Below are 25,134 nucleotides of genomic sequence, written 5' to 3' on the forward strand. Positions count from 1 at the left end.
GGAACGACGACGGGCGCCCGACCCGGAGGTCGAGCGCCCGTCGGACGTGGTGCGCCGTGCTACTCGCGGAAGATCGCGACGAGGCGCAGGATCTCCACATACATCCAGACGACGGTGACCAGGATGCCGTAGGCGCCGGTCCAGCCGTAGATGCGGGGGAGGCGGTTGCGCACGCCCTGCTGGATGAACTCGAAGTCCATCACGAGCGAGTACGTGGCGAGCGCGACGGCGATGAGGCCGATCACGATGCCGATGAAGCCGGTGCGGAGACCGAAGCCGCCGCCGACGCCGAAGAGGCCGAGGCCCAGGTTCACCAGCGAGAACACCGCGTAGCTGATCATGCCGATGAAGAAGATCTTGTTGAGCTTCGGCGAGGTGCGGATCTTGCCGTTCATGAACAGCGCCAGGGTGACGCCGATCACGATGACGGTCGCCATGAGGGCCTGGACGACCGCTCCGGCGTACGCGCTCTCGAAGAACTTCGAGATCGCGCCGACCGCGATGCCCTGGGTCGCGGCGTAGCCGAGGATCAGGGCGGGCGACGGCTGCTTCTTGAAGGCGTTGACGATGCCCAGCACCAGCGCGACGAGCACGGCGGGGAGCATCAGGCCCGGGACGAACCAGCCGACGGCCGCACCCGCGAGGAGCACGACGAAGGCGAGGGCGGTCTTGGCGAGGGTGTCCTCGACGGTCATCCGGTCGGTCTCGACGGAGCCGGCGGCCGGACGGGAGTACATCTGGTCGAGCGTGCCGGGGGAGACGTCCGGGAGGTCCTGCACGCGGCCGGCGTAGCCGCGGTTGCTGAACTCCGGGCGTCCGAAGGCCGGATTGTTGCTTGCCATGGTTCCTCTTCTCTCAGGTGCGCTGGTCTCCGAGGGAACTCGCGGATCTGAGTCGCTGTGGGTGCGGGGTGCGCCGCGGATCCGAGAGGACTGCGACGATGGACACCACCATATCTGAGAGCACCTCTCAGAGTCTGGCTGTTCTCTTCGAGCGGACCTCGACTCCGCTGCGTGCCGCGCAGTGCCGCCCGTAGGATCGCGGCATGCCCGCGCGTCAGTCACCGCTCGTCATCGGCCACCGCGGAGCGAGCGGCTACCGACCGGAGCACACCCGCTCCGCCTATGAGCTGGCGATCGCGCTGGGCGCCGATGCGCTCGAGCCCGATCTGGTGGCGACCCGCGACGGCGTGCTCGTCCTCCGCCACGAGAACGAGATCTCCGGCACGACGGACGTCGAGAAGCGCCCGGAGTTCGCTGCGCGCCGCACCACCAAGCGGATCGACGGCCGCGAGATCACCGGCTGGTTCACCGAGGACTTCACCTGGGACGAGCTGTCGGAGCTGCGGGCCCGCGAGCGGCTGCCGGCGGTGCGCGGCTCCAGCGCCACGTTCGACGGCCAGTTCCCGCTGCTGCGCTTCAGCGAGCTGCTGGCGCTGCTGGACCGGGCGGCGGAGGACGATCCGCTCGCTCCGCCGGGGCTCGTCGCCGAGATCAAGCACGCGACGTACTTCGCCGGGATCGGGCTGCCGCTGGACGTGCTGCTGCGCGAGGAGCTCGCCGCCGCGGGCTGGGGTCCGCGCGACCCGCGGCTCACGATCGAGAGCTTCGAGAAGACCGTGCTGGAGCGGCTCGCGGTGAGCGGAGTCGGCACCCGCCGGATCTACCTGCTCGAGTCGCGCGGCGCCCCGCCCGACCTCGTGGCCGCCCACGGCGCCGACGCGGCCCCCTACTCCGCCTTCACCACGCCGGCGGGACTGCGGAACCTCGCCGGAGCCGTCGACGGGATCAGCGTCGACAAGAGCATGCTCTTCTCGCGGGACGCGGCCGGCCGGGCGACGGGGACCGGTCCGCTCGTCGAGGACGCTCACGCGGCCGGGCTCGAGGTCTACTGCTGGACGCTGCGCGCCGAGAACCGGTTCCTCGAGAAGGTGCACCGCCGCGGGAAGGACCCGGCGGGGTACGGCGGCTGGCAGGAGGAGTTCGCGATGATCCTCCGCTCGGGAGTGGACGGCGTCTTCGCCGACCAGCCGGATCTGGCGATCGAGGCGCGGGCGGCCGAGCAGGAGCGCCTGCTCCGCGGCTGACCGGTCCGCCGATCGGGTGCTCGTCCGGCGCGTGCCGAGCGGACGCGGAGGCTGCGCTGGCATCATCGGCTCACCACCGCCCGCCCGACCCTCGAGAGGAGGCCCCGTGTCCACCCGAGAGCGCATCACCCGCCGCTGGATCACCACCGCCGTCCTCGCCGTGATCGGCGTCGCCGTCGTCTACTGGCTCGCCGTGCTCACCCCTCAGGGCCAGGGCGTCGAGAACTCGGGGCTCCGGGGCGCCGACCTCGTCTTCGGCCGCGCCACCGGCGCCGCCGCGGGGGCGCTCGCGGACGTCACCCCGCTCTCCATGGTCGTCGGCGCCCTGCTCGTCGCGGCGATCGCGCTGATCCGGAGGCGCCCGGCGCTCGCCGTCGCCTCCGTCGGCTCGATCGTCGTCACGGCCGGGCTCACCCAGCTGCTCAAGAACGTGGTCCTCGAGCGGCCCGAGCTGGTCGACACCGACTCCTGGTACACCGGCGGCAGCTTCCCGAGTGGGCACACCGCGGCGGCCGTCTCGGTGGTCTTCGCCCTGGCGATGGTCGTCCCCGGGCGCGCGCGGACCGTCGTGCTCGCGCTGGGCGGCGCGGTCGTGGTGCTGGTCGGCAACCTGACGATGGCCGCCTCCTGGCACCGGGCGAGCGACGTCCTCGGGGCCGACCTCGTCGCGCTCGCCTCCGCCTCCGCCGCCTGCGCGTGGCTGACCACCAGGGCCCAGGTGGGCCGAGCGCCGAAGAGGCCCGCGCGGCGCGGGGTGCACCGGCTGCTCCTGGTGTGCTCGGTGATCGTGGTGGTGCTGCTCGCGGCTCTCGCCGTCCAGGGCATCCAGTACTACCCCGACGACACGAAGGACCTCACCGCCTTCGCGCTCCTACAGCTCCTGGCGGTGTCGACGTCGGCGCTCGCCGTGCTCGGCTTCTCCCTCGCGTGGCGCGGACTGGACGTCGGTGGGGCGCTCACCTCGCCCGCGCCGCGTCAGCGGACCGCCTGACCGCTCCCGGTGTCGGAGGGGCGATCTACACTCGGAGGGACATGAGCTTCCTCTTCGATCCGAGCGACTCCCGCGCCACCCCGGTCATCGTCGGTCCCCCCGGCGGCCCCGGGGACGCGCCCCGCACCGACCCGGCGCACGAGCAGCTCGTCGCGGGGCTGAACCCCCAGCAGCGCGAGGCGGTCGAGTACCGCGGAGACGCGCTGCTCATCGTCGCGGGTGCGGGCTCGGGCAAGACCAGCGTCCTCACCCGGCGCATCGCGAGCCTCCTGGGCAACGGCGAGGCCTGGCCGAGCCAGATCCTCGCGATCACGTTCACCAACAAGGCCGCGGCCGAGATGCGCGAGCGCGTCGAGAAGCTGGTGGGGCAGAGCGCCGAGGGGATGTGGATCTCGACCTTCCACTCCGCGTGCGTACGGATCCTGCGCCGCGAGGCCGAGAACTTCGGCATGACCAAGTCGTTCACGATCTACGACTCGGGCGATCAGCGCGCCCTGCTCAAGCGCATCGTGAAGGACCTCGAGGCCGACTCGCTCGGGATCACCGTCGCGAGCGCCTCCGCGAAGATCTCCAAGCTCAAGAACGAGCTCGCCGACGTCGACTCCTACGCCCGCACCGCGAACCTCAGCGACCCGAACGAGGAGATGTTCCTCCAGGTCTTCCGGGCCTACTCGCGGGCGCTCGAGGGGGCGAACGCGTTCGACTTCGACGACCTGATCGCGCAGACCGTCTACCTCTTCCGCGCCTTCCCGCACGTCGCCGCGAAGTACCAGCGGCGCTTCCGCCACGTGCTGGTCGACGAGTACCAGGACACGAACCACGCCCAGTACTCGCTGATCCACGAGCTGACCCGGCCCGTGCCGCCGGCGACGATGGCCGCGGCGCAGTTCGACCGCCCCTACCGCGGACCGGTCACGGCCGACGGCTCCATCCCGGGGGCCTCGCTCACCGTCGTCGGCGACTCGGACCAGTCCATCTACGCGTTCCGCGGCGCCGACATCCGCAACATCGTCGAGTTCGAGCGCGACTTCCCGGGCTGCCGCGTGATCTTGCTCGAGCAGAACTACCGCTCGACGCAGAACATCCTCTCGGCGGCCAACGCCGTCATCTCGAACAACTTCGACCGTCGCGCGAAGAACCTCTGGTCCTCCAGCGGCGACGGGGAGAAGATCGTCGGCTACACCGGTTACTCGGGTCACGACGAGGCGCAGTTCGTGGTCGACGAGATCGCCCGCCTGCACGCGGCGGGCACGGGCTACGACGAGATCGCGGTCTTCTACCGCACCAACGCGCAGACCCGCGCGCTGGAGGAGATCTTCATCCGCTCCGCGCTGCCCTACCGGATCCTGGGCGGCACGAAGTTCTACGAGCGCGCCGAGATCAAGGACGCCCTGGCGTACCTGATCACGGTGGCGAACCCGGCCGACGTGCTGGCGCTGCGGCGCATCATGAACACTCCGAAGCGGGGCATCGGCCCCGCGACGGAGGCGCAGCTGCAGTCGTTCGCCGACACCAACGCGGTGACCCTGCGCGAGGCGATGCGCAACGCCGGCTCACTCGGGATGGGCCCGAAGGTGACGAAGGCGATCGTCGACCTCGCGACCCTCCTCGACGAGTGCGCGCTGATGCTCGATCCCGCGCGGGAGGGCGGCGAGGCGAAGGTGCACGAGGTGCTGACGGCGCTCCTCACCCGCAGCGGCTACCTCGACATGCTCCGCGCCAGCCGCGACCCGCAGGACGAGGCCCGCGCCGAGAACGTCGACGAGCTCATCGCCGTCACCAAGGAGTTCGCGCGCAACAACCCGGACGGCGGGCTCGTGGACTTCCTCACCGAGGTCTCGCTGGTCGCCGCGGCCGACGACCTCGACGACGACTCCGGCACCGTCTCGCTGATGACGCTGCACACGGCGAAGGGCCTCGAGTACGACGCCGTGTTCCTCACCGGCATCGAGGAGGACCTGCTCCCGCACCGCATCTCGGCGAACGAGCCCGGCGGCCCGGCCGAGGAGCGGCGGCTGTTCTACGTGGGGATCACCCGGGCCCGCAAGCGCCTCTACCTCTCGCTCGCGATGACCCGCGCGCAGTACGGCGAGACGTCGGTCGCGATGCCGAGCCGGTTCCTGCAGGAGATCCCGGGAGAGCTGATCCAGTGGCGCCAGTCGCCCGGCGCGGCGACCTCGCGCGGCGGTACGCAGCCCCGGGCCCTGAACGCTCAGCGGCCCGGCTTCGGCAAGTCGCGATCGAACACCGAGTTCCGGGAGGCGCTTGCCGCGGCGCCGAAGGCCAAGGGCGAGTTCCCGAACCGGATCACCGGCATGGTGCGCGACAACGGCGACCTCGAGCTGATCGCGGGCGACCGCATCCGGCACACCGACTTCGGTGAGGGGCGCGTGAACGCGGTGACGGGCGAGGGCTCGAAGCGCGTCGCACACGTGCTCTTCGACCAGGTGGGCGCGAAGAAGCTGCTGATCAAGGTCGCGCCGATCGAGAAGATCTAGTCCGGTGGCGGCCGGATCGGCGGCCGCGCGGCTCGCGACGGAGGCGTTCTCCCCGGCGGTCCTCGCGGTGCTCGTGCCGGTCGTGGTCGGCGCGCGCGTCGCGGATCCGCCCCTGCTCGGTGTCGCCTGGGGAGCGCTCGCAGCTCTCTTCGTCGGGGTGGTGCCCTACCTCGTCATCCGCCTGCTGATGCGCACCGGCCGGATCCACGGCGACCATCACGTCCCCGACCGGCGCGAGCGGGCGCTGCCGATCGCGCTGGCGCTGGTGTCGATAGCGGCCGGCCTGGTACTGCTCGCCGTGCTCGGCGCTCCTGCCGCGGTGACCACGTTCGGCGTGGTGACGGTGGCCGTGGTGCTCGCCGTCGGCGTGGTCAACCTGGTCTGGAAGCTGTCCGGGCACGCGGCGGTGGTCGCCACCTGCGCCGTCGTCGTGCTGATCGCCTACGGACCGCTCTCCCTGCTGATCAGCGTGCCCATCGTCCTCTGGGTGCTCTGGTCGCGGGTGCGCCTCGGCGCGCACACCCCCGCCCAGGTCCTCGCGGGCGCCGCCGTCGGCACCGTCCTCGCCGGGACCGTCTGGTCCCTGCTCGGCTGACGTCCGTCCCTTCCCGTGTGCCCTCTGGTCGCCGTCCGCGAGATTCCACTCGAGTGGGAGGCACGCCGTGGCGGGCTCACCCGAGTGGCATCTCGCGGAAGGGGTCAGCCGGCGTAGCGCGCGACGAGCTCCCGCTTGAGGATCTTGCCGCTGGGCCCGAGCGGAAGGGCGTCGACGAACTCGACGCGGCGGGGGAACTTGAAGGCGGCGAGATGCTCGTTCGCGTAGGCGATCAGCTCCTCCGCGGTGGCGGTCGCCGACGGGGCGAGGATCACCGCGGCCATCACCTCCTGGCCGTGGCGCTCGTCCGGGATCCCGAAGACCGCCGCGTTCTGCACGGCCGGGTGCCCGATCAGCACCTCCTCGACCTCGCGCGGGTACACGTTGTAGCCGTTGCGGATGATCATGTCCTTCGTGCGGTCGAGGATGCGGATGTAGTCCTCCTCGTCCTTCGTGCCCAGGTCGCCGGTGCGGAACCAGCCGTCGATCACCGCCTCCGCGGTCGCCGCCGGGTTGCCGAGGTACCCCTTCATCAGGTTGTGCCCGCGCACCACGATCTCGCCGAGCTCGCCCCGGGGGAGCAGCTCGACGCGGTCGGTCACGTCGGGGCGGGCGACCTCGACCTCGACGCCCCAGATCGGCGTGCCGACCGTGCCCGGCCGCGGCGGGACTCCGACGTGGTTGAAGGTGGCGACCGGGGAGGTCTCGGTGAGCCCGTAGCCCTCGTAGATCTCGACGCCGAACACCTCGCGGAAGCGCTCGATCACGGCGACGGGCAGGGCGGCGCCTCCCGAGACCGCGTAGCGCAGCGGCGGCCGGTCCTCGCGCCGGGTCGCGGCGTCGAGCAGGGCGACGTACATCGTGGGCACGCCCTCGAAGACCGTGCAGCCGTGGGCGATCATCGCCTCGAGCGCGGCGTCGCCGTCGAACTTCGGCACCAGGACGACCGTCGCGGCGGTGCGGAAGGCCGTGTTCATCGCGCAGACCTGCCCGAAGGTGTGGAAGAGCGGCAGCGCCCCGAGCACCACGTCGCCGCGGTGCAGGTCGAACGTGTTCATCAGCAGCACGTCCGACTGCGAGACGATCGCGAAGTGCGTCCCCTCCGCCCCCTTCGGGCGGCCGGTGGTGCCGCTGGTGTAGAGGATCGTCGCCGTGTCGGAGGGGGAGCGGGGCACGTAGCCGTCGATCGGGGTCGCCTCCGCGGCGAGGTCCTCCAGGCGCGGGAGGGGCGAGGCGGTGCCGTCGGGCACCATCACGCTCAGCACGGGAACGTCGGCGAGGTCCGCTCCGGCGGCCCCCTCGGCGAGCAGCGGAGCGGCGCACACGAGCGCGACGGCTCCGGAGTCGCGCAGGACGTAGGCGATCTCGTCGTGCTTGAGCAGGGCGTGCACGGGGACCACCACGGCGCCGAGCGCGAGGACGGCGAAGTAGCCGCGGGGGAAGTCGGGGACGTTCGGGACGAGCAGGGCCACGCGGTCGCCCGGTCCGATTCCCTGGGCGCGCAGGGCTCCGGCGTAGGCACGGGTCTGCCGCCAGAGGGTCGTGTAGTCGACGGCCTGCTCGCCGACGCGGACGGCGATCGTGTCGGGGGTGCGCCGCGCCGCCTCCGCCAGGATGGCCGCGACGGAGAGGGTGCCGAAGCCGGCGGCGGGCGGGGGAGCGGCGGGGGCCTCGGCCGTGCGGGGTTCGGTGATGCTCATCAAGGCTCCAGTCGTCGTTGACCGCCGCGGCGGATGCCGGGTGCTTCACCGTAGATCCGCCGGGCGGCCGCGTCGAGCGATCCGCACCGGATGTTCAGCACGGACGGGCGGGGAGTTCGCATCCCGGCGCCGAGCGGAAGGGGGTGCGGGAGGCGCGGGCGGCTGCCTACAGTCGGACTGCTGCGGCCCGGTCCCGCGGGTCGGACGACGGGAGGCGCGATGCGCGGCGAGGCGTCGCTCTACACGGATGCGGTGGTGACGGCTCCGTTCGCCCTCGCGGTGATCGCGGAGGCGACCGGCTCGCGAGTGGTCGGCGCGCGGACTGCGGACGCGCACGTTCCGCTCTACAGCGGCCCGACGAGCGCGCGGGTCGAGATCGCGGGGTTCGGCGACAGCGTGCCGGTCACCGTCGACGTGCGCGACGAGCGCGGGATCGACGAGGCGCGCGCGGCCGCGCAGGCGCTCGGGCTGGAGCTCGCCGCCTACGCGGGCTGGGAGGTCGTGGCCGGCTTCTGAGCGTCGCGTCGGACCCGGGCGAGGTAGTAGCGGCTGGGCGCCGTCCTCACGATCGCGGGCAGCAGGCGGTAGACGGCGAAGGTGCGCGAGAGCGCCTGCTCGAACCGCGCCTCCTGCCGTGCGGTCCAGTGGAAGCCGAAGGGCTCGCGGAGCGCAGCCGGGAGCAGGCCGGCGGTGATCAGGCGGAGGTAGGGGCCGAGCGGGCGCAGGTACCAGGCGGCGATGCTCGGGCCCAGCAGGTCGTGGGCGACGCGGCGGGCCGCGGGCGTGACCTCGAGGCGCTCCAGCTCCCGCTCCCAGTAGGCGTCGAACGCGGTGCGGGAGTCGGGCCAGAGGTCCGCGGGCATCTGCAGGGCCGCACCGACGACGACGGAGCGGCGCACGATGTCGTCCGCCTCCTCCTCGCTCAGCGCACCGAAGGCGCCCTCGTAGAGCTGCAGCATCGACTGGGTGAGCGTCGCCGCGACCCAGCGCTGCAGCTCCGGGTCGAAGGCCGTGTAGCCGGGGCCGCGCACGGGCACGTGCGCCCTGTTCACGCGGCGGCGGACGGCGCGCACGTCCTCGGGAGTGCCGTAGTGCAGGACGTAGAGGTAGGAGAGCGTCCCGTGCAGGCGGTTCACGGCCCGGTGCACGAAGTCGGAGTGGTCGGCGACGCCCTGCCCGACCGCCGGGTGCGCGATCTGGAGGAGGATCGCGCGCGCGCCCGCCAGCAGGAACACGCCCTCGCGGAAGACGTCCGGGGTGCGGGAGGCCGACGACATGGCTCCACGCTACGCGGGAGCGGCCGGCGGAGGAGGAGCCGGTGCCCCCGGCGGGCGTCCGGCGGGCGCGGAGCGACCGCACGGGAAGCCCCCGGCGGGTGCGGAGTAGACTCGGCGCGGCCCAGGGACAGTGCCGAGACTCCGGCGTCGTCCGGGCCACCTCGAACTCGAAACGCAAGCGCGCTCGGCGCGGAATGGGAATGCAGCGTGGATCTCTTCGAATACCAGGCCCGTGATCTGTTCGAGAAGTACGGCGTCCCCGTGCTCCCGGGCATCGTCGCCGACACGCCGGAGGAGGTGCGCGCCGCGGCGGAGAAGCTGGGCGGCGTCACCGTCGTCAAGGCGCAGGTCAAGATCGGCGGCCGCGGCAAGGCGGGCGGCGTGAAGGTCGCGAAGACCCCCGAGGACGCGTTCGCCGCGGCGCAGTCGATCCTCGGCCTCGATATCAAGGGCCACGTCGTCAAGCGCGTCATGGTCGCCGGCGGTGCGCGCATCGACCGCGAGTTCTACTTCTCGGTGCTGCTGGACCGGGCCAACCGCTCCTACCTCTCGCTCACCTCCTACGAGGGCGGCATGGAGATCGAGCAGCTCGCCGTCGAGCGCCCCGACGCCCTCGCGCGCGTCGAGGTCGTCCCCGGCCAGGGCATCGACCAGGCCAAGGCCGAGGAGATCGCCCGCGCGGCGAAGTTCCCGGAGGAGCTGATCGCCAAGGTCGCGCCCGTCCTGGTGAAGCTCTACGACGTCTACACCGGCGAGGACGCCACGCTCGTCGAGGTGAACCCGCTCGTGCTCACCGAGGAGGGCGACATCGTCGCGCTCGACGGCAAGGTCTCGCTCGACGAGAACGCCGGCTTCCGCCACGCGGACCACGCCGCGCTCGAGGACAAGGACGCCGCCGACCCGCTCGAGGCGAAGGCCAAGGAGAACGACCTCAACTACGTGAAGCTCGACGGCGAGGTCGGCATCATCGGCAACGGCGCGGGCCTGGTCATGTCGACGCTCGACGTCGTCGCCTACGCCGGAGAGAGGCACAACGGCGTGAAGCCGGCCAACTTCCTCGACATCGGCGGCGGAGCCTCCGCCCAGGTGATGGCGAACGGCCTCGACGTGATCCTCGGCGACGAGCAGGTCAAGAGCGTCTTCGTCAACGTCTTCGGCGGCATCACTGCGTGCGACGCGGTCGCCAACGGCATCCTCCAGGCGCTCGAGATCCTCGGCGACTCGGCCACGAAGCCGCTCGTCGTCCGCCTCGACGGCAACAAGGTCGAGGAGGGCCGCGCGATCCTCCAGGCCGCCGCCAACCCGCTCATCACGCTCGCCGCGACCATGGACGAGGGCGCCGACAAGGCCGCCGAACTCGCCGCCGCGTAACGGACCCGACGACTCAAGGAATCAGAGAACAAGCATGTCGATCTTCCTCACCAAGGACTCCAAGGTCATCGTCCAGGGCATCACCGGCGGCGAGGGCACCAAGCACACCGCGCTGATGCTCAAGGCCGGCACGAACGTGGTCGGCGGCGTCAACGCCCGCAAGGCCGGCACGACCGTCACCCACGGCGACGTCGAGCTCCCCGTCTTCGGCACCGTGAAGGAGGCGATGGAGGCCACCGGCGCCGACGTCTCCATCGCGTTCGTGCCGCCCGCCTTCTCGAAGGACGCCGTCATCGAGGCGATCGACGCCGAGATCGGCCTCCTCGTCGTCATCACCGAGGGCATACCGGTGCAGGACTCCGCGGAGTTCTGGGCGTACGCGCAGGAGAAGGGGAACAAGACGCGGATCATCGGCCCCAACTGCCCCGGCATCATCACGCCGGGCGAGTCGCTCGTGGGCATCACCCCCGCGACGATCACCGGCAAGGGCCCGATCGGCCTCGTCTCGAAGTCGGGCACCCTGACCTACCAGATGATGTACGAGCTGCGCGACCTGGGCTTCTCGACCGCCATCGGCATCGGCGGCGACCCGATCATCGGCACGACCCACATCGACGCGCTCGCCGCGTTCGAGGCCGACCCCGAGACGAAGGCGATCGTGATGATCGGCGAGATCGGCGGCGACGCCGAGGAGCGCGCCGCGGACTTCATCAAGGCGAACGTCACGAAGCCCGTCGTCGGCTACGTCGCGGGCTTCACCGCCCCCGAGGGCAAGACGATGGGCCATGCCGGCGCCATCGTCTCCGGCTCGGCCGGGACCGCGCAGGCCAAGAAGGAGGCCCTCGAGGCCGCGGGCGTGAAGGTCGGCAAGACGCCGTCCGAGACGGCCGCCCTGCTCCGCGAGGTCTACGCGGCGCTCTAGCGCCCGTCCTCCCCGCACCACCGTCGGAACGGACGGTGCCCCTGCTCCGGCGGGCGGCGCCGTCCGTTCCGTCGTCGGGGCGGGTCTGGCCGGAGTAGCGTCGCAGCGTGACCCGCCGCCTCGGACTCGACCTGCTGACCTTCGTGCCGTACCCGGAGGGCCCCGAGCGGCCCGGCGACGCCGCGCGGAGCCTCGAGGACGGGCTGGCCCTGCTCGAGCTCGCCGAGGAGCTCGGCTACGGCACCGGCTGGGTCCGCGTGCGGCACTTCGAGCGCTACCTCGCGTCTCCGATGACCTTCTTCGCGGCCGCCTCCCAGCGGACCCGCCGCCTCCGCCTCGGTACCGCGGTCATCGGCGCCCGCTACGAGTCGCCCGTGCGCCTCGCCGAGGACGCCGCGACCGTGGACCTGCTCTCGGGCGGACGCCTCGACCTCGGCGTCAGCAGCGGCTTCGCGCATCTCTCCTCCGTCTTCGACGGGGTGTTCGGGCAGGCCGAGCGCGACTTCCGCGAGGAGGCGCAGGAGCGCATCGCGCGACTCCGCGAGGCGCTCTCGGGCGCCGTGCTCGGCGTCGCGGAGTCGGCCCTGATGTCGGTCCCGGTCGGCGCTCCGCTCGTCCAGCAGCCGCACGCGCCCGGCCTCGCCGACCGGCTCTGGTACGGGGCGGGAACGGTGTCCTCCGCGGTCCGGGCAGGCGAGCAGGGCATGCACATGCAGGTGTCCACGCTCAACACGGAGGAGACGGGCCTGCCGTTCGCCGAGCAGCAGGCGGTGCAGATCCGCGCCTACCGCGAGGCCTTCGCCGCAGCGCACCCGGGGCGCACGTCGAGGGTGACGGCGGGCCGGATCGTGCTGCCGCTGCTCGACGCCGCCGACGAGGAGGCGCACCGCCCCTTCATCGAGGGCTACCTCGCGCGGATGGACGACGAGGGCCGCCCCCGCACGGCCGACCGGTCGATCATCGCCGCCCCGATGCGCTTCAGCCCCCTCCACGTCGGGAGCCCGGAGCGGATCGTCGCATCGCTCGCCGCGGATCCGGCGCTCGCGGAGGCGGACGCGCTCACGGTGACGCTCCCGGCGGTCGGCGGGGTGGAGTCGCACCGGCGCATCCTGCGCGCCGTCGCCGAGCGCATCGCCCCTCAGCTGGGCTGGACGCCCGGGGCTTGAGGATCAGCGCCGCGCGAGCAGTGCCCGGACGGGCCGCTGCAGAAGGAGCAGAAGCAGCCACCAGAGCCCGACCGACGGGACCAGCAGCGCCAGCGCCAGTGCGACGAGGAGCAGCGCGAAGGGCAGCAGGGCGGGCGCGAGCGGCAGGGGCCCTGCGCCGGGCCGCCTGAGCTCCGGGTGCCGGGAGAGGCGCAGCTCGATCAGGACCAGCGCCCCGCTCATCGCGGCCATCGTGCCGATGTAGAGCCCGATCGTCGCCCGGGAGTCCGGGAACAGCGCCAGCGCGCTCGTCGAGAACGGGAAGAACGCCAGCGCGGCCAGCCAGAGCAGGTCCAGCCATACCAGGGCGCCGTCGTAGTCCCCGGCGATCTCGAAGACGCGGTGGTGGGGGATCCAGAAGACGGCGATGACCGCGAAGGAGAGCGCGAAGGCGAGGACCGAGTCCAGGTGCTCCGCGAGCAGCGCCGGGACTCCGCCGCCCTCCCGGGCGACCTCGGGAGCCAGCTGCACCAGCGGCAGGACGAGGACGGTGATGGCGATGGCGGCGGTCGCGTCCGAGAAGTTGACGAGCCGGTCGAGCCCGCGCTCCGTCCGGCGGTGGGCCGCGCGTCCCCCGGGGCGCCCGCGGTGCACCAGGCGCTCGATCGGACCCGAGAGCAGGAGCAGCAGGAGCGCGAACATGTTGACGGCCGGCACCGCGACGGCGAGCACGAGGGCCGCGAGGAGGACGCCGATCACGATCAGCGACCTGAGAGGGAGCGCCGCGGCTCCGCCCCCGGGGCCAGGAGATCCGGATCGCGGCGCACGATGAGCTGCATCGCGAGGGTCGCCGCGCTCGCCGCGATCATCGTGCCGATGTAGAGCGCGATGACGCTGCCGTCGGTGTCGAGCACGTTCGAGATCAGGTTCGCCGCGAAGGGGAGCAGGACGACCGCGGCCAGCCAGACGAAGTTCGCGACGACGAGCGCGGGCGAGTACCGGGCCACGCCCTCGAAGACGGAGTGGTGGACCGCTCAGAGCCGTCCGATCACGGCGAACGTGATGAAGAAGGCGGAGAGGGTGCCGTAGTGACCGGTGAGGAGGGACCCCAGATCGGCCGCGCGGCCCTCCTCGACCACGTCGACCAGGGGGAGGACGAGGAACGTGATGGCGATGGCGACGACGGCGTCGGAGAAGTTCACGAGGCGGTCCAGGCCGCGCTCCGTCCGTGCGTCCGAGGTCCCCGTCATGGCTCCGACACTAGAGGGCCGGGCGGCGCGCCCCTGACCCGCCTCCGAGCGCGCCGCCGCTAGGCTCGTCAGGCCCATGAACCGGATCACCGTCGCCCTCCTCGCCGCCTTCGACGCCGCGCTGTCGGCGCTGATCGGGATCGCGATCCCGCTCGTCCCGCTGACCGTCCTCTGGGCCGTGCAGTACGACACGACGGTCGACTTCGGCGTGTTCTGGCGGGTCGCCGCCGACGCCTGGCTGCTCGGCCACGGGGCCGACCTGCAGGCGGCGCTGGCCCCCGACTCCGCCCTCGCCGTCGCGCTGCCCGGAGGCGCGGACGCCTTCCCGGTGACGATCGCTCCGCTGGCCTTCGCACTCCTCACCGTGCTGCTCGGCGCGCGCACTGGCCGCCGCGCCCAGGAGTCGCCGTTCCGGGCCATCGGCGTCCTCGTCGCGATCGCGACCTACCTGGCGATCGCGCTCCTGGTCTCGCTCGGATCCGCGGACCCGGCCGCCACCGTCGATCCCCTGCAGGGGACGCTGCTGCCGCCGCTCGTCTTCGCGCTGGGGGTGCTCGTCGGAGCAGCGCTCCACTCCGCCCGCAGCGACGAGGCCGACCCCCTCGGCGAGCTGGCCGCCTCCGCGCTCGACCGCGTCCCCGCGCCGGGGCCCGGGCTCGTCCTCGCGTCGCTGCGCGGGGGAGCGCTCGCCGCGGCCGGCGTGGTCGGAGTCGCGGCGGTGCTCGTCGCCGTGCTGCTGGTCGTGCACTACACCTCGGTCGTCGCGCTCTACGAGAGCCTCGGCGCCGAGGCGCTCGGCGGCCTGGCCCTCACTCTCGGGCAGCTGGCGTTCCTCCCGAACCTGGTGATCTGGGCGGCGAGCTGGCTGATCGGCCCGGGCTTCGCCCTCGGCACCGGCTCCTCCGTGAGCGCGGCCGGGACGCTGCTCGGACCGATCCCGTCGATCCCGGTCCTCGCCGCACTGCCCGCAGGGGACTCGGCCTTCGGATTCCTCGGGCTGCTCGTGCCGCTGCTCGCCGGGTTCGCCGCGGGATGGCGGCTGCGGCGCGGGGTGATCGAGGCGCTCGACGGACGCTCGCTTCTGCGCTGGGGCGCGGCCGCGGCCGGCGGGATCGGCGTGGTCGGCGGCCTGCTGCTCGGGCTCCTCGCCTGGTTCTCGGCGGGCGCCGCCGGGCCCGGGCGGCTCGCCCAGGTGGGCCCGGACCCGCTCGTCGTCGGGGCGGTCGCCGCCCTCGAGCTCGCGCTGGCCGCGGGCCTGGGCCTCGCCGCGGGCCGCAGCCGACGCGGCTGACGCCGGCGGAGGCGTCCCCCTAGACTTGCGCAGTGCTGAAGTTGGTCGTGCTCCTCTCCGGCGGCGGATCGAACCTCCGCGCCCTGCTGGACGCCACCGGCGACGAGGGCTTCCCCGCCCGCATCGTCGCGGTCGGCAGCGACACCGACGCCGAGGGCTTCCGCCACGCCGAGGAGCGCGGAGTCCCCGCCTTCACGGTCGCGCCGCGCGACTTCTCCTCCCGCGACGAGTGGGGCGCCGCCCTGCTCGGGCGCATCCAGGAGTGGGAGCCCGACCTCGTCGTCTGCGCGGGCTTCATGCGCATCCTGCCGCCCGTGGTGGTGGACGCGCTCAGCCCGCGGATGATCAACACGCATCCCGCCCTGCTGCCCCTCTTCCCCGGCGCCCACGCCGTCCGCGACGCCCTCGCCGCCGGCGCGACCGAGACCGGCGTCACCGTGCACGTGATCGACACCGGCGTCGACACGGGCCCCGTCATCGCCCAGGAGAGCCTCGCCGTGCTCCCCGGCGAGAGCGAGGACGCGCTGCACGAGCGCATCAAGACCATCGAGCGTCGCCTGCTGGTGCAGACGGTGCTCGACATCGCCCACGGAACCGTCGACCTCGAGGAGCTCGCCCGCGCATGAGCATCACCGCCCACGACCCCAGCAGCTACGACGACCGCGACCGGGTCCCCGTCCGCCGGGCGCTGATCTCGGTCAGCGACAAGACCGGCCTGCTCGAGCTCGGAGCGGCGCTCGCCGCGGCCGGCGTCGAGCTCGTCTCCACCGGCTCGACCGCAGCGACCCTCCGCGGCGCCGGCCACGAGGTCACCGACGTCTCGGCCGTCACCGGGTTCCCGGAATCGCTCGACGGCCGCGTGAAGACGCTGCACCCGGCCGTGCACGCGGGCATCCTCGCCGACCTGAGGCTCGCCTCGCACCGCGAGCAGCTGGAGCAGCTCGACATCGCCGCGTTCGAGCTGGTCGTGGTGAACCTGTACCCGTTCCGCGAGACCGTCGCCGGCGGCGCCGACGCGGCGACCGTGGTCGAGAACATCGACATCGGGGGCCCGGCCCTCGTCCGCGCCTCCGCGAAGAACCACGCGAACGTCGCGATCGTCGTCGCTCCGGCCGACTACTCCGGGATCGCGACCGCGCTCGCCGACGGCGGCACGACGCTCGCCGCGCGCCGCACCCTGGCGGCCCGCGCCTTCGCGCACACCGCCTCCTACGACTCCGCCGTCGCCGCCTGGTTCGCCGGGCAGGAGGCGGCCGAGGGCGTCGAGGGCTCGGTCGAGATCCGCGGGACCCTGCAGCAGGTCCTCCGCTACGGCGAGAACTCGCACCAGAAGGCGGCCCTCTACGTCTCGCCCGACGGCACCGGCATCGCGCAGGCGACGCAGCTGCACGGCAAGGAGATGTCCTACAACAACTACGTCGACGCCGACGCGGCCGTCCGCGCGGCCTACGACTTCGTACTGCCCGCCGTCGCGATCATCAAGCACGCGAACCCGTGCGGCATCGCGATCGCGAGCTCGAAGGCGATCGACCCCATCGCCTCCGCCCACCGCCGCGCCCACGAGTGCGACCCGGTGTCGGCCTTCGGCGGCGTCATCGCCGCGAACCGGCCCGTCACCCTCGCCATGGCCGAGACGGTGAAGGAGATCTTCACCGAGGTGCTCGTCGCCCCCGGCTTCGAGCCCGAGGCGCTCGAGGTGCTGAAGACCAAGAAGAACCTGCGCCTGCTGCAGCTCCCCGACTTCTTCGCCCCCGTCGAGCACGAGTTCAAGCAGATCTCCGGCGGCCTGCTGCTGCAGGAGCCGGACCGCTTCATCGGCGGCCCCGGCGAGGTCAGCTCCGGCTGGCAGCTCGTCGCCGGCGAGCCCGCCGACGCAGACACGATGCTCGACCTCGAGTTCGCGTGGAAGGCCTGCCGCGCCGTCAAGTCGAACGCGATCCTCCTCGCCAAAGGCGGCGCCTCCGTCGGCGTCGGCATGGGCCAGGTCAACCGCGTCGACTCCTGCCACCTCGCCGTCACCCGCGCCGGCGACCGCGCCCCCGGCTCCGTCGCCGCCTCCGACGCGTTCTTCCCCTTCGCCGACGGCCTCGAGGTGCTCCTCGCCGCCGGCGTGAGGGCCGTCGTCCAGCCCGGCGGCTCCGTCCGCGACGCCGAGGTCATCGACGCGGCCGCCCGCGCCGGCGTCACGATGTACACGACGGGGGAGCGGCACTTCTTCCACTGAGTGACGGGCGCTCCGCGCCCGTCACTCGGTGGAAGAAGTGGTGTTCGATATCCCCGCCGCTCCCTGCGCGGCGGGGCGCGGTCGGCTTCGCGACGGGGTGCGTTCCGTAGAGCGGGTAGCGTCGCCGACCGCGTGAATCGCTTGGCACGCGATTCCCGCTGAGTCGGCTCTGCCTTGCGGTGGGCGGTTTCCCGGCCGCTCCTCGCGCGGCGGGGCGTGGTCGGTGCCACGACGTGAGGCTTTCCATGGAGTGGGGGCGTCGCCGGTCACGGGAATCGCTGGGCACGCGATTCCCGCTGAAACCGCTCTGCGGTGCGGTGAGTGGCTCTTAGGGGGCTGCTAGGGGATCGACAGGCGAGGCGCGGGCGGGGGCGCGTAGGGTCGCCGGGTGCCTTCCGACTCGACGCCCGCGTCCACTCCCGACACCCCGACCGCAGCGACCACCACCGCCCCGAACCGGGACCGCGCGCCCGGGACGGGCCGCCGGATCCTCGTCGCGCTGCTCGCCGCCGCGGCGACCGCGCTCGTGGCGCACCTCGCCAACCTGCTGGCCTTCTTCATCGGCAACCAGCTGCAGCCCGGCTCCATCCCGCAGGTCAACGCCTACTTCCTGCTCTCGAGCGTGCTCGGCTTCGTGGTCGTCCTCGTCCTCGCCGTCGCGGGGACGCTCGGACGCACCTGGAGCGCCGCCCTCGCGGGACTCGTCGCGGGTGTGGTCGGAGCCGTGTTCGGCACGCTCGTCCAAGCCAGCGCCACCGGCGAGGCCGTCACGGGCGCCGTCTGGGCCTCCATCTTCCAGACCTTCGCCGGACTCAACCTCGTCTTCCTGCTCGCGTTCACCGTCTCGGCGGCGAGCGTCGGCCACACGCTCTGGAACCGCCTCCGCACCACGGGCGCTCCGGCCGCCGTCGTCACCGACCGCCGCATCGCGATCGTCCGGGCCCCGGCCGCCGACCTCTCGGCGGGCGAGCTCACCCACCTCGAGCGCGTCCCCGTCGACCAGCAGCGCGCCCAGCAGCAGTGGGAGGCGTACGTCGACCTGCTCGAGCGGGCCGGCTGGGAGACGGTCGAGGCCGCACCGGCGCCCGGACTCGCCGACTCCGTCTTCCTCGAGGACGCGGTCGTCGTCTTCGGCGACCACGCCGTGATCGCCCGGTCCGGAGCGGAGTCCCGCCGCGGAGAGACGGCGGGCGCCGAGGAGGCCGTCCGCGCCCTCGGCCTGACGGTCGACCGCATCGAGGAGCCGGGCACGCTCGACGGCGGCGACGTCCTCAAGGTGGGATCGACGGTCTACGTCGGCCGCGGAGGCCGGACCGACGCGGCGGGGGTCGCCCAGCTGCGCGCGATCCTCCGCCCCCGCGGGTACGACGTCGTCGCGGTCCCGCTGACGAAGGTGCTGCACCTCAAGAGCGCCGTGACCGCGCTGCCCGACGGCACGGTCATCGGCTGGGAGCCGGTCGTCGACGAGCCGCGCCTGTTCCCCTCCTTCCTGCCGATGCCCGAGGAGCCGGGCGCCCACGTGGTCGTCCTCGACGACGACACCCTCCTGATCGCAGCCTCCGCTCCCCGGAGCGCCGAGCTGCTGCGGAGCCTGGGCTACCGCGTCCTCACCGTGGATGTCTCGGAGTTCGAGAAGCTCGAGGGCTGCGTCACCTGCCTCTCGGTCCGCGTCCGCTGACGGCGGAGGCGGGGGAACCGCCGGATCGCGGCGGCCGCTGGACGGAGCACATAGCCCGGGTATAGCCTTCAAGGCTGCCCGGAGCTCTCCGGCCCGGTGGCACCTCCCGCCTCCCCGCCCAACCGGCAGGGGAGGCCCCGCCCTCGTCGCGAAAGCCCTCCGCCGTGTCCGCTCCCGCCCTCCCGTCTCCCGGCGCCCCCGCGCAGAAGCGCCCGAGCACGCTGCAGACCCTGCTGCGCCTCGTCCCCTTCGTCGGCGACTCCCTGCCCCGGCTGGTCGGCGGCATCGCGGTCGCGCTCGTGGCGAGTCTGGTGTCGCTGGTCATCCCGATCGTCCTGCAGCAGCTCGTCGACGGGCCGCTGGGGGACGGAGCGGCCTCCGCCGGCTCCGGCGACCTCGGGCCGCTGATCGGCCCGGTCGCCGTCATCCTCGTGCTCGGCGTCGTCGAGGCCGGTGCCATCGCGCTGCGCCGCCGGATGGTCCTCACCCCCAGCACGCGGATCGAGGCGCGCATGCGCTCGGCGCTCTACAGCCGCCTGCAGGACCTCCCCGTCTCGTTCCACGACCGCTGGCAGAGCGGGCAGCTCCTGTCGCGGGCGATGAGCGACCTCAGCCTCATCCGCCGCTGGATCGCCTTCGGCTTCGTCCTGCTCGTGGTCAACGCGCTGACGATCGTCGTCGGCTTCGGCGTCCTCGTCTACTGGAACCCGATCCTCGGCGTGCTCTTCGTCGTGTGCTCGATCCCGGTCTGGATCTACGGGTTCGCATTCGAGAAGCGCTACTCGAGCATCGCGCGCCGCAGCCAGGACCAGGCGGGCGACCTCGCCACGACCGTCGAGCAGTCGGTGCACGGCATCCGCGTCCTCAAGGCCTTCGGCCGCCACCAGCACGCGCTGGAGAACTTCGCCGGCCAGGCCGAGAAGCTCCGCGGCACCGAGATCGACAAGGCCCGCGCCATCGCCGGGATCTGGCTCGTCCTGCTGCTGGTGCCGGACATCGCGTTCGCGCTCTGCCTGCTCGGCGGGGTCTGGCTCGCCGCGGCCGGCCAGCTGAGCGTCGGCGAGCTGTTCGCCTTCTTCGCCACCGCGACCGTGCTGCGCTGGCCGGTGGAGTCGATCGGCTTCCTCCTCTCGATGACCTTCGACACCCGCACGGCGGTCGACCGCTACTTCGAGGTGATGGACAGCCGGAACACCATCACCGACCCGGAGGACCCCGAGACGATCCTCGAGCCGCGCGGTCGGGTCCGCTTCCGCGACGTCCACTTCCGCTACCAGGACGCCCCCGAGCGCTACCGCGACCTCCTCGACGGCGTCGACCTCGAGGTCGAGCCGGGCGAGACGATGGCACTGGTCGGCATCACCGGCTCCGGGAAGACGACGCTCACCGCGCTGCTCCCGCGCCTCTACGACGTGACCGGCGGAGCCATCGAGCTCGACGGCGTCGACATCCGCCGGCTCCGCCGCGACGAGCTGCGCACGCACATCGGCATGGCGTTCGAGGACGCGACGCTCTTCTCCACCAGCGTGCGCGAGAACGTCCTCCTCGGCCGACCCGACGCGACCGAGGAGGAGCTGCTCGAGGCCCTCGAGATCGCGCAGGCCGACTTCGTCCACCGTCTTCCCGAGGGCCTGGACACGAAGGTGGGCGAGGAGGGGATGAGCCTCTCCGGCGGCCAGCGCCAGCGCCTGGCCCTCGCCCGCGCGGTGGCCGCGCGTCCGGCGGTGCTCGTCCTGGACGACCCGCTCTCGGCGCTCGACGTCGACACGGAGGCGCGCGTCGAGGCGGGGCTGCGCCGCGTGCTCGGCGACACCACGGCGATCATCGTCGCCCACCGCCCCTCGACGGTGGCGCTCGCCGATCGCGTGGCACTGATGGAGGAGGGCCGCATCACCGCGGTCGGCACCCACAGCGAGCTGCTCGCGAGCAGCCCGCACTACCGCTTCGTCATCTCGAGCCTCGAGGAGGACGAGCTGACCCGGCCCGCCGGGACCGAGCGCATCGGCTCCCGCCCCACGACCACCCACCAGGAGACGCGATCATGAGCACGCTCGGTTCCTCCGAGGAGCGCGACGACCTCAGCAGAGCGGAGTCGGCGGCTCTGCGCCGACGCTCGCTGCGGCTGCTCGGCTCCCTGCTGCGGCCGCTCCGGCTGCGGCTGGTGCTCACCGCGGTCGTGGTCGTCGTCGCGACCGCTGCCCAGGTCGCGGGACCGGCGCTGATCGCGGCGGGCATCGACAACGGCCTGCCCGCGGTCCTCGCGGGGAACGCGGTCCCGCTGGCGGTCACGGTCGGCGCCTACATCCTCACCGGACTCGTCGGCGCGCTCCTGGTCGCCTGGTACACCGTGCTCTCCGCGCGGGTGAGCCAGGCGATCCTGATCGACCTGCGCAAGCGGGTCTTCCTGCACACCCAGAAGCTGAGCCTGGAGTTCCACGAGAACTACACCTCCGGCCGGATCATCTCGCGCCAGACCAGCGACCTCGACTCCATCCGCGAGCTGCTCGACTCCGGCATCAACCAGCTGGTGCAGGGTGCGCTCTACATGGGCTTCGTCGCGATCGCCCTGGTCTCCCTGGACGGCGTGAGCGGCATCGTGCTCGCCTGCGCCCTGGTGCCGCTCGCGCTGCTCACCCGCTGGTTCCAGAAACGGTCGCAGGCGCTGTTCCGCGGCACTCGCGTCGCCTCGTCGCGGCTCATCGTGCAGTTCGTGGAGTCGATGACCGGCATCCGCGCCGTGCAGACCTTCCGCACGCAGAAGCGCAACGAGTCCGTGTTCGGCGGGGTCGTCGAGCAGTACCGGCTCGCCTACAAGCGCGTCTTCGGAGTGTTCGGCACCTTCGACCCCGGGCTCGTGCTGATCGGCAACGTCACCGTCGCCGTGGTGCTGTTCATCGGCGGCGTCCGCGTGCTCGACGGCGGGCTCGAGATCGGCGCGCTGCTGGCGGTCCTGCTCTACACACGGCGCTTCTTCGACCCGGTGCAGGAGATGGCGATGTTCTACAACTCCTACCAGTCGGCGGCCGCCGCGCTCGAGAAGATCTCGGGCGTGCTGGCCGAGGAGCCGAGCGTCCCGGATCCGGCCCGCCCGGTCGACCTGCGGCAGGCGCGGGGCCGCCTCGGCTTCGAGGGCGTCCGCTTCGCCTACACCGCCGACCGCGAGGTGCTGCCGCGCTTCGACCTCGACATCCCCGCCGGGCAGACCATCGCCCTCGTCGGGTCCACGGGCGCCGGCAAGACGACGCTCGCCAAGCTGATCTCGCGCTTCTACGACCCGAGCGACGGCGTGGTGACCCTCGACGGCGTGGACCTGCGGCAGCTGCACCCGAAGGACCTGCGGCGCGCGATCGTGATGGTCACCCAGGAGGCGTACCTCTTCTCCGGATCCGTCGCCGACAACATCGCGATCGGGCGGCCGACCGCGTCCTACGACGAGATCGTCCGGGCCGCGCAGGCGGTCGGCGCGCACGAGTTCATCCAGGCGCTTCCGGACGGCTACGACACCGATGTGAACAAGCGCGGCGGCCGCGTCTCGGCCGGTCAGCGCCAGCTGATCTCGTTCGCCCGCGCGTTCCTGGCCGACCCGGCGGTGCTGATCCTGGACGAGGCGACCTCCTCCCTCGACATCCCGAGCGAGCGCCTGGTGCAGCAGGGCCTGCAGACGCTCCTGGCGGACCGCACGGCGGTCATCATCGCGCACCGCCTCTCGACGGTCGCGATCGCCGACCGGGTGCTGGTGATGGAGCACGGCCGCATCGTCGAGGACGGCACCCCGGAGGCGCTCATCGCCGGCGAGGGCCGCTTCGCCACCCTGCACGCGGCCTGGCGGGACTCGCTCGTCTGATCGGCTGCCGCTCGCGACTCACGTCCCGGAGCCGCTCCCGGCTCAGGGGCGCCAGCGGGCGCTGCGCACGTCGACGCGCCAGCCGCCCGGCGTGACGACGAGGGGCGTGCCCTCGCGCTCGTACTCCCGGCGGGCGCGCTCCTCGTGGCCGACCGGGGGCGCTCCTCCCGCGCGGACGACGCGCCACCAGGCGGTGTCGGAGCCGTAGCGGGCCATCACCGTGCCGACCGCGCGTGCCGCACGCGTGCCGAGGACCGCGGCGATCTCGCCGTAGGCCATCACGCGGCCGGGCGGGATCGAGGCGACCACCTCGAGGACGGCGGAGACGAAGTCGGCCGGCTCCGCTGCCTCCGGCGCCGCGCTCAGAGCGTCAGCGCCCCGATGTTCTCGCCGTACTGCGTCTCGCCGACGACCTCGAAGCCGATCCAGCGGAAGAACTGCTCCGGGCCGTCCTCGCCGGACTCCCAGATCACCGTGAGGGTGTCGAAGCCGCGGGCGCGCGCTTCGTCGGCGGTGGCGCGGACGGCGAAGGTGCCCACGCCGCGGCCCTGCTTCGCCGCGTCGATGTTGATGCGCCAGATGCAGCTGCGGAACTCCTCCGCCGCCTCCGGGTCGAAGTGCGCGTGGATGAAGCCGACCAGCTCGTCGCCGTCCATCACGGCCCGCTGCCAGGAGGCGCCCGGGTCGATCACCGCGGCGGCGGCGGAGTAGGAGACCGGCGCGATGAACTGCTCCTGGCCGGGTTTGAGGCTCAGACCGTTCACGGCGGAGATGTTCGAGGCGGACAGCTCTTCCAGGCGGAGGTCACTCATGCCGTCACTGTACCGGCGGCGCAGGACGGCGGGCATCCTCCTGTCGGGCGACGTGCGCCGGCCCCGGCGCGGACGATCGAGAACTGTCTCGACATCGAGACAGTTCGGGCCTCGGGTAGGCTGGCGGAGGCCATCCGGAGCGGTGCAGAGCCGCCCGTCCCGCACAGGTGCGGGGTCATCGACACCATGGGAGAGCAATGTCCAAGATCAAGGTTGAGGGAACGGTCGTCGAGCTCGACGGCGACGAGATGACGCGCATCATCTGGCAGAAGATCAAGGACACCCTCATCCACCCGTACCTCGACGTGAACCTCGAGTACTACGACCTCGGCATCGAGTACCGCGACGAGACGGACGACCAGGTCACGATCGACGCGGCGCACGCCATCCAGAAGCACGGCGTCGGCGTGAAGTGCGCGACCATCACCCCCGACGAGGCCCGCGTCGAGGAGTTCGGCCTCAAGAAGATGTGGAAGTCGCCCAACGGCACGATCCGCAACATCCTCGGCGGCGTGATCTTCCGCGAGCCGATCATCATCTCGAACATCCCGCGCCTGGTCCCCGGCTGGAACAAGCCGATCATCATCGGCCGCCACGCGTTCGGCGACCAGTACCGCGCCACCGACTTCGTCTTCAAGGGCAAGGGCACGCTGACCGTCGAGTTCACGCCCGAGGACGGCTCCGAGCCGATGAGGTTCGAGGTCTACAAGGCCCCGGACGACGGCATCGCGCAGGTCCAGTACAACCAGGACGCGTCGATCCGCGACTTCGCCCGCTCGTCGCTGAACTACGGCCTCTCGCGCAATTACCCGGTCTACCTCTCCACCAAGAACACGATCCTCAAGGCCTACGACGGCCGCTTCAAGGACATCTTCGAGGAGATCTTCGAGACCGAGTTCAAGGAGCGCTTCGACGCCGCGGGCCTCACCTACGAGCACCGCCTCATCGACGACATGGTCGCCTCGGCCATGAAGTGGGAGGGCGGCTACGTCTGGGCCTGCAAGAACTACGACGGCGACGTCCAGTCCGACACCGTCGCGCAGGGCTTCGGCTCGCTGGGCCTGATGACCTCCGTGCTCTCCACGCCCGACGGCAGCGTCGTCGAGGCGGAGGCGGCGCACGGCACCGTCACGCGCCACTACCGCCAGCACCAGGCCGGCAAGCCCACCTCGACGAACCCGATCGCCTCGATCTACGCCTGGACGCGCGGCCTCGCGCACCGCGGCAAGCTCGACGGCAACCAGGAGCTCATCGACTTCTCGCTCACCCTGGAGGACGTGGTCATCAAGACGGTCGAGTCCGGGAAGATGACGAAGGACCTCGCCCTGCTCGTCGGCCCCGAGCAGGGCTGGCAGACGACCGAGGAGTTCCTCGCGACCCTCGACGAGAACCTGAAGGCCCGCATGTCGGCCTGATCACCGGCTTCAGCAGACGCGTCCGGCCCGCACGA

Annotated in this window: 23 protein-coding genes; 15 read left to right on the forward strand and 8 right to left on the reverse strand. The window is 72.3% G+C overall.

Translation table 11 applies throughout. The annotated features are described in order from the left end of the window. Positions 1 to 59: 59 nt before the first annotated feature. A complete protein-coding gene (locus C5C56_RS10915) occupies positions 60 to 842 on the reverse strand; it encodes a Bax inhibitor-1/YccA family protein (protein ID WP_104319584.1) in 783 nt (260 codons plus the stop codon). A gap of 203 nt (positions 843 to 1,045) precedes the next feature. Between C5C56_RS10915 and C5C56_RS10920 the strand changes: the two genes are divergently transcribed. The 4 genes from C5C56_RS10920 (at position 1,046) to C5C56_RS10935 (ending at position 6,170) form a co-directional block, all read left to right on the forward strand. After that, the gene (locus tag C5C56_RS10920) at positions 1,046 to 2,086 is read left to right on the forward strand and encodes a glycerophosphodiester phosphodiesterase family protein (protein WP_104319585.1); all 1,041 of its coding nucleotides are present in this window, start codon (positions 1,046 to 1,048) and stop codon (positions 2,084 to 2,086) included. 106 nt (positions 2,087 to 2,192) lie between these two features. Beyond that, entirely contained in the window at positions 2,193 to 3,077 is an 885-nt protein-coding gene (locus C5C56_RS10925; protein ID WP_104319586.1) for a phosphatase PAP2 family protein, read from the forward strand. Positions 3,078 to 3,118: 41 nt separating this feature from the next. Next, positions 3,119 to 5,575, forward strand: coding sequence for an ATP-dependent helicase (locus tag C5C56_RS10930; RefSeq protein WP_104261607.1), 2,457 nt, complete (start codon positions 3,119 to 3,121; stop codon positions 5,573 to 5,575). Between the two features lie 4 nt (positions 5,576 to 5,579). Next, complete coding sequence (locus C5C56_RS10935; RefSeq protein WP_104267785.1) at positions 5,580 to 6,170, forward strand: phosphatase PAP2 family protein; 591 nt, start codon at positions 5,580 to 5,582, stop codon at positions 6,168 to 6,170. A 104-nt stretch (positions 6,171 to 6,274) separates the two neighbouring features. On the opposite strand, the gene C5C56_RS10940 is transcribed toward C5C56_RS10935, so the two are convergent. Then, positions 6,275 to 7,870, reverse strand: coding sequence for a long-chain fatty acid--CoA ligase (locus tag C5C56_RS10940; protein WP_104319587.1), 1,596 nt, complete (start codon positions 7,868 to 7,870; stop codon positions 6,275 to 6,277). Positions 7,871 to 8,089: 219 nt separating this feature from the next. Between C5C56_RS10940 and C5C56_RS10945 the strand changes: the two genes are divergently transcribed. Beyond that, positions 8,090 to 8,386 carry a hypothetical protein gene (locus C5C56_RS10945; RefSeq protein ID WP_104319588.1) on the forward strand — a complete coding sequence of 99 codons (297 nt, stop codon included), beginning with the start codon at positions 8,090 to 8,092 and terminating at the stop codon, positions 8,384 to 8,386. On the opposite strand, the gene C5C56_RS10950 is transcribed toward C5C56_RS10945, so the two are convergent. Continuing rightward, positions 8,353 to 9,147, reverse strand: a complete 795-nt coding sequence (locus C5C56_RS10950; protein ID WP_104319589.1) for an oxygenase MpaB family protein — start codon at positions 9,145 to 9,147, stop codon at positions 8,353 to 8,355. The two genes, C5C56_RS10945 and C5C56_RS10950, sit on opposite strands and share 34 nt — an antisense overlap. Before the next feature lie 207 nt (positions 9,148 to 9,354). On the opposite strand from C5C56_RS10950, the gene sucC reads away from it, so the two are divergent. From sucC to C5C56_RS10965, 3 genes are all read left to right on the forward strand, one after another. After that, complete coding sequence (gene sucC / locus C5C56_RS10955; protein WP_104224928.1) at positions 9,355 to 10,518, forward strand: ADP-forming succinate--CoA ligase subunit beta; 1,164 nt, start codon at positions 9,355 to 9,357, stop codon at positions 10,516 to 10,518. Between the two features lie 34 nt (positions 10,519 to 10,552). After that, positions 10,553 to 11,440 carry a succinate--CoA ligase subunit alpha gene (gene sucD / locus C5C56_RS10960; RefSeq protein WP_104224929.1) on the forward strand — a complete coding sequence of 296 codons (888 nt, stop codon included), beginning with the start codon at positions 10,553 to 10,555 and terminating at the stop codon, positions 11,438 to 11,440. Between the two features lie 107 nt (positions 11,441 to 11,547). Then, the gene (locus tag C5C56_RS10965; RefSeq protein WP_104319590.1) at positions 11,548 to 12,606 is read left to right on the forward strand and encodes an LLM class flavin-dependent oxidoreductase; all 1,059 of its coding nucleotides are present in this window, start codon (positions 11,548 to 11,550) and stop codon (positions 12,604 to 12,606) included. A 3-nt stretch (positions 12,607 to 12,609) separates the two neighbouring features. On the opposite strand, the gene C5C56_RS10970 is transcribed toward C5C56_RS10965, so the two are convergent. The 3 genes from C5C56_RS10970 to C5C56_RS10980 are packed head-to-tail and all read right to left on the reverse strand — an operon-like array spanning position 12,610 to position 13,835. Then, positions 12,610 to 13,344 (reverse strand): TMEM175 family protein, encoded by a 735-nt coding sequence (locus tag C5C56_RS10970; RefSeq protein ID WP_104261611.1) that lies wholly within the window; start codon positions 13,342 to 13,344, stop codon positions 12,610 to 12,612. Positions 13,345 to 13,346: 2 nt separating this feature from the next. Further along, a complete protein-coding gene (locus C5C56_RS10975; protein ID WP_104261612.1) occupies positions 13,347 to 13,592 on the reverse strand; it encodes a hypothetical protein in 246 nt (81 codons plus the stop codon). A 27-nt stretch (positions 13,593 to 13,619) separates the two neighbouring features. Next, on the reverse strand, positions 13,620 to 13,835 hold the full coding sequence (locus C5C56_RS10980; protein WP_181131418.1) for a TMEM175 family protein: 216 nt from the start codon (positions 13,833 to 13,835) through the stop codon (positions 13,620 to 13,622). Positions 13,836 to 13,911: 76 nt separating this feature from the next. Here C5C56_RS10980 and C5C56_RS10985 point away from each other — a divergent pair, with 76 nt between their 5' ends. The 6 genes from C5C56_RS10985 (at position 13,912) to C5C56_RS11010 (ending at position 22,872) form a co-directional block, all read left to right on the forward strand. Then, positions 13,912 to 15,126 (forward strand): DUF6350 family protein, encoded by a 1,215-nt coding sequence (locus C5C56_RS10985; RefSeq protein WP_104227293.1) that lies wholly within the window; start codon positions 13,912 to 13,914, stop codon positions 15,124 to 15,126. A gap of 32 nt (positions 15,127 to 15,158) precedes the next feature. Beyond that, positions 15,159 to 15,752: a phosphoribosylglycinamide formyltransferase gene (purN, locus tag C5C56_RS10990; RefSeq protein WP_104319591.1), complete on the forward strand. Its 594-nt coding sequence runs from the start codon at positions 15,159 to 15,161 to the stop codon at positions 15,750 to 15,752. Beyond that, on the forward strand, positions 15,749 to 17,350 hold the full coding sequence (gene purH / locus C5C56_RS10995) for a bifunctional phosphoribosylaminoimidazolecarboxamide formyltransferase/IMP cyclohydrolase (protein WP_104319592.1): 1,602 nt from the start codon (positions 15,749 to 15,751) through the stop codon (positions 17,348 to 17,350). The genes purN and purH overlap by 4 nt, the downstream gene beginning before the upstream one ends. Positions 17,351 to 17,738: 388 nt before the next feature. Continuing rightward, positions 17,739 to 19,028, forward strand: a complete 1,290-nt coding sequence (gene ddaH, locus C5C56_RS18445) for a dimethylargininase (RefSeq protein WP_104319593.1) — start codon at positions 17,739 to 17,741, stop codon at positions 19,026 to 19,028. A 164-nt stretch (positions 19,029 to 19,192) separates the two neighbouring features. Then, positions 19,193 to 21,073 (forward strand): ABC transporter ATP-binding protein, encoded by a 1,881-nt coding sequence (locus C5C56_RS11005; protein ID WP_104227288.1) that lies wholly within the window; start codon positions 19,193 to 19,195, stop codon positions 21,071 to 21,073. Then, positions 21,070 to 22,872, forward strand: coding sequence for an ABC transporter ATP-binding protein (locus C5C56_RS11010; protein ID WP_104258297.1), 1,803 nt, complete (start codon positions 21,070 to 21,072; stop codon positions 22,870 to 22,872). The genes C5C56_RS11005 and C5C56_RS11010 overlap by 4 nt, the downstream gene beginning before the upstream one ends. 42 nt (positions 22,873 to 22,914) lie before the next feature. Here C5C56_RS11010 and C5C56_RS11015 read toward each other — a convergent pair whose 3' ends face one another. Both C5C56_RS11015 and C5C56_RS11020 read right to left on the reverse strand, forming a co-directional pair. Beyond that, positions 22,915 to 23,238, reverse strand: a complete 324-nt coding sequence (locus C5C56_RS11015; protein ID WP_104238475.1) for an MGMT family protein — start codon at positions 23,236 to 23,238, stop codon at positions 22,915 to 22,917. Beyond that, the gene (locus C5C56_RS11020) at positions 23,235 to 23,684 is read right to left on the reverse strand and encodes a GNAT family N-acetyltransferase (protein ID WP_104224946.1); all 450 of its coding nucleotides are present in this window, start codon (positions 23,682 to 23,684) and stop codon (positions 23,235 to 23,237) included. The genes C5C56_RS11015 and C5C56_RS11020 overlap by 4 nt, the downstream gene beginning before the upstream one ends. 197 nt (positions 23,685 to 23,881) lie before the next feature. Here C5C56_RS11020 and C5C56_RS11025 point away from each other — a divergent pair, with 197 nt between their 5' ends. Further along, positions 23,882 to 25,099, forward strand: coding sequence for an NADP-dependent isocitrate dehydrogenase (locus C5C56_RS11025; RefSeq protein ID WP_104224939.1), 1,218 nt, complete (start codon positions 23,882 to 23,884; stop codon positions 25,097 to 25,099). The last annotated feature ends 35 nt before the right edge of the window (positions 25,100 to 25,134 follow it).

The organism is Rathayibacter sp. AY1D1, assembly GCF_002932635.1.
GTDB lineage: Bacteria > Actinomycetota > Actinomycetes > Actinomycetales > Microbacteriaceae > Rathayibacter.